Here is a 5,293-nt window from a genome sequence, read left to right on the forward strand (position 1 = left end):
AAGTGTCACAAAAAATCATTTTTTTTTTGCTTGTAGTAAGGACTTCAGTCCTTATTAGAGGACTAAAGTCCTTACTACAAACTTAAAATAATATGCCAGTTGCGTAAGTCCTATAAATTTTGAATTGTTTTAAATGTTGACTGTTAACGGTTGAATGTCAACCATCAACCGTTAACAGTCTTCTATCAAATATTTTTTAATTGGAAGTTACTTAATCAACAATTTAGACAACATCACTTTTACTGCTGTTGTTTAAATTGTTGTTGAAGTTTAAATCTATCCATTTCCATTCTTTGTTGTTGTCTTAGTCTATCCATTGTGGTAGATTCTCCCAACCGTTGTTGTCTGAATTGGTTTTGGAGGCGAAATTGTTCAATTCGCTGTTGTTGTTGTAATCTGGCTCGGTCTTGTTGCTGTCGAAATTGTTGCCACAGTTGTTGAGAAGATTGTTGTTTAAGCTGCTTTTGATTTTCAGATGTCGTTTCTGTGATTCCTGCTTGTACAGGAGAATAGCTCACAAATCCTATTGTCAGGATAAAAAGTAGTAGCCCTGGTTTAACTATTAATGAATGATTCATACAGTTTTCAAAGGTATGTAGAATGCTGGTCTTACTGAACGAAAAATTATGAATTGCACTCTTATCCGTAAATAACTGCTTGCAATTTTGATTTGACATAATCTCAGCTTCTTTTATTATAACAGCCAGTAATTATGCTGTTTTGGTATCGACTATCACAAGCTATAACGTTGTTTATTCAAACACAATGTTTATTTGAGTAGTACTTCTTTAGGTAGTTGACGGTTGACTGCTGAGTGTCAACAATTAACAGTCTTCTATGGAATATCAGGACTTACGCAGCAAGATTATTTGTTGAGGTTGCGAATAGGACATTGAGCAAAAAAAAATACCCAATGCTCCATAACGGCAGTTGCTCTACTTGGGGAGACCCCAACACCGCACTGTCTCCCCCATGCCCTTATTTTTGAGTTGATACACAAATAATTTGTCAATATTTCTACTACGGGTATTAAATTTTAAAGCTATTTTGGCAAAAAATGTTATTTAAATTACTCTAAATTAAATCAACCAAGCTGTCATTTATATCGATGAAATTATTTTCGAGTCTTTATTTATAAATGTTGACATTGGATGTTTTATTGACTATCATCTTGCATGTCCTGATTTTATTTTTCTTACTGGATAATTCTTGTAAGTAAATATTAAAACTAGTAATAATACATGAAACTACGCTGGTTTTCTCTTAGCCTCATCAGTCTTTTTATGCTTTCATCGCCAGTAAAAGCAAATCCTAGCAGCGATCGAAGTTATTCTGTCTATGACTGGAGTAAAAATCAATCTAATTTAACATTACCACCACTGAAATTTGTTCCTCCAGTTCCCAGCGATGTTATTACTCCAACAAATAAGCCTCAATTCACTGGTATAGTTCCTTTAGGACATGAGATATCAGAACTAAAAACTCCAATTAATAAATTAGTTTCTCGCTATAAATTCCTGACTCCTGGAATCTTTTTTATGGACTTAGAAACAGGAGACTATATTAGTGTTAATGGTAACAAAGCTTTTGCGGCAGCTAGTACAATCAAGTACCCGATTTTGATTGCTTTATTTCAAGAAGTAGACGCAGGAAGAATTAATCTCAACGAAACTCTCGTCATGCAGCGTAAATATGTTGTTGGCGGTTCTGGTAGTATGCAGTATAAGCGGGTGGGAAGCAAATTTAGTGTTTTAAAAACTGCAACTATGATGATGACCATCAGTGATAATACTGCCACAAATATGATTATTGCTCGCTTAGGCGGAATTTCTAAATTGAATCAAAGGTTTCGGAGTTGGGGGTTGCAAAGTACTGCTTTGCATCGGATGTTAGGGGATTTTAATGGAACTAATAAAACTAGCGCCAAAGACTTAGTAAAACTTTCTGCTTTGATGGTAAGTAATCAGCTACTTTCTGATAAAAGTAAGTCTCAAGTGCTAGGTATTATGTATGGCTGTCACAATAGAAAATTGCTACCATCTGGTTTAGGTTCTGGTGCAAAAATCGCTCATAAAACAGGAACTTTGCGTTTTGTATTAGGTGATGCAGGTATTATTCAAACGCCTTCAGGTAAGCGTTACTTGGCAGGAATTTTTGTGAAAAGACCAAATAACGATTTGAGAGCAAGAGATTTTATTCGTCAAGTCTCTCAAGTTGTGTATGGCTATTTTGAACAGGCAAAAGTTAGCAATTTACCCTAGACCTCTTGCAATCAATTGCTTTTTGCACTCTTGTGGTGAAAGGGATACATCTTTATTGGGGAAAGGGTAAGGGGTAAAGGGTAAAGGGAGAATTCCAAATGTGCAAGTTTATTTTCATTGGGACTGCCCTCTGCCGTCTGCCTTCTGCCTTCTTCAATTGCCCTTTCCCCTTTAACCCTTACCCTTTTCCCCACTTCTCTTAGAAGTCTAGTAGATTTGAATTTTGCTGTAACTGCCAACATTGTTGAGCGATCGCCCAATCTTCTTGAGTATGTATTACTAATACTCTCACTGCTGAGTCGGCTGTGGCAATATCTTCGTCAACTGGCTGTTGTTGATTTTTTTCCTGGTCTATTTTTAACCCTAAAAATCCAAAAGCGTCACAGGCGGCTTGACGAATTCCTGGAGAGTTTTCACCCACACCTGCGGTGAACACCAAAGCATCTAATCCCCCCAAACTGGCGAGCATTGCACCAATGTTAGAACACAAGCGATGCACATACATATCCCATGCTAGTTGAGCGCGGGTATTGTCTTGGGCGATCGCTTTTCTCACTTGGCGCATATCACTAGATACGCCCGAAATTCCTCGTAAGCCAGAAGCTTTATTTAAAACATCATTTAATTTTTCTACAGAGTAATTACAGTAGCGTAACAGGTGAATCAAAATCCCTGGATCGATTGAACCAGAACGGCTACCCATCATCAACCCTTCCAAAGGGGTGAATCCCATAGTAGTATCAATACTGCGATTGTTTTTAATGGCGGCTAAAGAGCAACCATTACCGAGATGACAAGTAATTAATCGTAGAGATGCTAAATCTTTGCCGAGAATCTGGGCAGCACGACCAGAACAGTATTGATGACTGATACCATGAAACCCATAGCGGCGGATACCTTGCTCTACCCATTCATAGGGGCCGGGATAAATTGCTGCGGCATCAGGGATAGTGCTATGAAAAGCAGTATCAAATACTGCTATTTGTATGACTTGTCCTAAGATATTTTCAATGGCTTTTATCCCAGCTAAAGCAGCAGGATTGTGTTCTGGAGCTAGGTTAGATAGATTGGCGATCGCCTTTTTGACATCTTCAGTAATTACCACACTTTCTCGGTAATTTTCCCCGCCATGTACTACGCGATGTCCCACCAAATCTATTTCTGATAATTGATTAATTACTTTGGTTGCACCATCGGTGAGTGTGTTGAGCATGTAAGCGAGGTGCGCTTCTGGAGATTCACCAGAAATAGAATTTTCCACTGTTGCACCCATAGCAGTTTTCACTTCAATTTCTGCCACACCGTGGTCTTGAGTCCAGTTGACTTTCCCTTCCCAAACAGGTTTGGGTGCTTGGGTGGGGAGAGCCTCATCTGCAATTTCATACAGACAACTCTTTTGGCTACTCGAACCAGCGTTTAGCACCAGTATCTTCATAATAGGAAAACGTAACCTGCTGTAATGATGTTACAATGCTACACTTAGTTGGGATAGTGTGCTATTGAGCATTAGATATATTTTGACAAAGTAAAAGTCTTTGCAGTCAACAGTTAACAGTCAACAAACAACTTATTGAAAAAATATTCATGAGATACAAACTCTTGGGCAAAAGCGTTTCAAGATAATTTAGGTTATTTGGATGTGACTCTTTCCCCAGAACATTTGCAGCGTTTAAACGAAGTGAGTCAAATTGATTTGGGTTTTCCCCATGAATTTTTGTACAGTGATGTAATTCGCGATCGCCTTTTTGGTGGTACATTTAATGCCATAGATAACCATCGGATCTAATGACACTAGCCATTATTTCGTTGGGCAACTCCAAAAAGTAAATTATTCTGCTTTATGTCATTGATTGTTGACTGTTAACCGTCAACCGTTAACCGTCAACAGTCAACAACAGGAATGGAATATTCTTATTACTTGGAAGTCCGTTAGTGATTTATTATTCACTGATGAGTAACGATTAATTACTTTAATCCCAAAATCTTAATTTATTCCATGCAAAATTGTATCATTTACAAACATTAACACATTCAAGCTTGAATTCAATCTATCGTCAGAGAGTTTCCCTTTCCCAAGTAAAATCTGTAAAGTTAAATATAAAAGGCAGTTAAGTTAAAATCATGAGCGACAACACCCTATCATCACGTCTGTACCCTACCCGCATTGACATTCCTGCGGAAGCACGAGTACAAATTGTAGTTATTCTCAACAAAACTCTAGCAGCTACTTTGGATTTGAAAACCCAGGCAAAGCAAGCGCATTGGAATGTTAAAGGCACTGATTTCTACCAGTTACACGAATTATTTGATGAAATAGCTGGGGAATTGGAAGAATATGTTGATATGGTTGCAGAACGCGTCACCGCTTTGGGTGGATATGCCGTAGGAACAGCGCGCGCTGCTGCGAATAATTCCATTTTGCCAGAATATCCCTTTGATATTTTGGATGGTAAAGACCATGTAACAGCTTTAGCAGATCGTTTTGCACCTTACGCGAAACATATCAGAGAAGCGATCGCTAAAACCGATGAGTTAGGTGATGCTGATACCGCCGATCTTTACACTGAAATTTCCCGCACCATTGACAAACGTCTGTGGTTCTTAGAAGCTCATCTACAAGTAGCAGAAATTAAGGGAGAAAATGGCAGCGCAGGTGCTACTAAAACTCAAAAAACAGCAGCTGGTGTCAAGTAAGCACTTTTTCAATTAGGGAACAGTAAATCTCAACTAATACGGTGCGTTACACAGAAGTTGTAACGCACCATATTATTTAGGTAACTCCAAAAAATAAATTATTGCGCTTGGGGTCGTTAACAGTTAACAGTCTTCCGTGGAATATTTTTTACTTAGAAGTCCCTGATACCAATTTAAAAACCTGACAAAATAGTACTTGCATAAATCCTATTCATGTTATTTATATAAAAAATAATTGAAAATTATAACAGTAGGGGCGAACGGCTGTTAGTCATGATAATTTTCAGTTCTACGATAAACTAAGTTATAAATATTTTCATTTTTTCTAGTAATAAAAC

General features: G+C 37.8%; 4 protein-coding genes and 1 pseudogene. 3 read left to right on the plus strand and 2 right to left on the minus strand.

Annotated features, from left to right (window positions below; translation table 11 throughout):
* Positions 1 to 239 precede the first annotated feature (239 nt).
* Complete coding sequence (locus tag GNE10_RS31835) at positions 240 to 578, minus strand: hypothetical protein (RefSeq protein WP_185569954.1); 339 nt, start codon at positions 576 to 578, stop codon at positions 240 to 242.
* A 663-nt stretch (positions 579 to 1,241) separates the two neighbouring features.
* Between GNE10_RS31835 and GNE10_RS31840 the strand changes: the two genes are divergently transcribed.
* Entirely contained in the window at positions 1,242 to 2,261 is a 1,020-nt protein-coding gene (locus GNE10_RS31840) for a serine hydrolase (protein WP_185569956.1), read from the plus strand.
* Between the two features lie 199 nt (positions 2,262 to 2,460).
* On the opposite strand, the gene GNE10_RS31845 is transcribed toward GNE10_RS31840, so the two are convergent.
* Positions 2,461 to 3,696, minus strand: a complete 1,236-nt coding sequence (locus tag GNE10_RS31845) for an acetate kinase (protein WP_185569958.1) — start codon at positions 3,694 to 3,696, stop codon at positions 2,461 to 2,463.
* A 180-nt stretch (positions 3,697 to 3,876) separates the two neighbouring features.
* Between GNE10_RS31845 and GNE10_RS31850 the strand changes: the two are divergent.
* Positions 3,877 to 4,047, plus strand: a pseudogene (locus GNE10_RS31850) (aldo/keto reductase); the annotation flags it as partial.
* Between the two features lie 335 nt (positions 4,048 to 4,382).
* Complete coding sequence (gene dps, locus GNE10_RS31855) at positions 4,383 to 4,955, plus strand: DNA starvation/stationary phase protection protein Dps (protein ID WP_185569960.1); 573 nt, start codon at positions 4,383 to 4,385, stop codon at positions 4,953 to 4,955.
* Positions 4,956 to 5,293: the final 338 nt, after the last annotated feature.

The sequence above is a fragment of the Nostoc sp. 2RC genome (genome assembly GCF_014222165.1).
GTDB lineage: Bacteria > Cyanobacteriota > Cyanobacteriia > Cyanobacteriales > Nostocaceae > Nostoc > Nostoc linckia.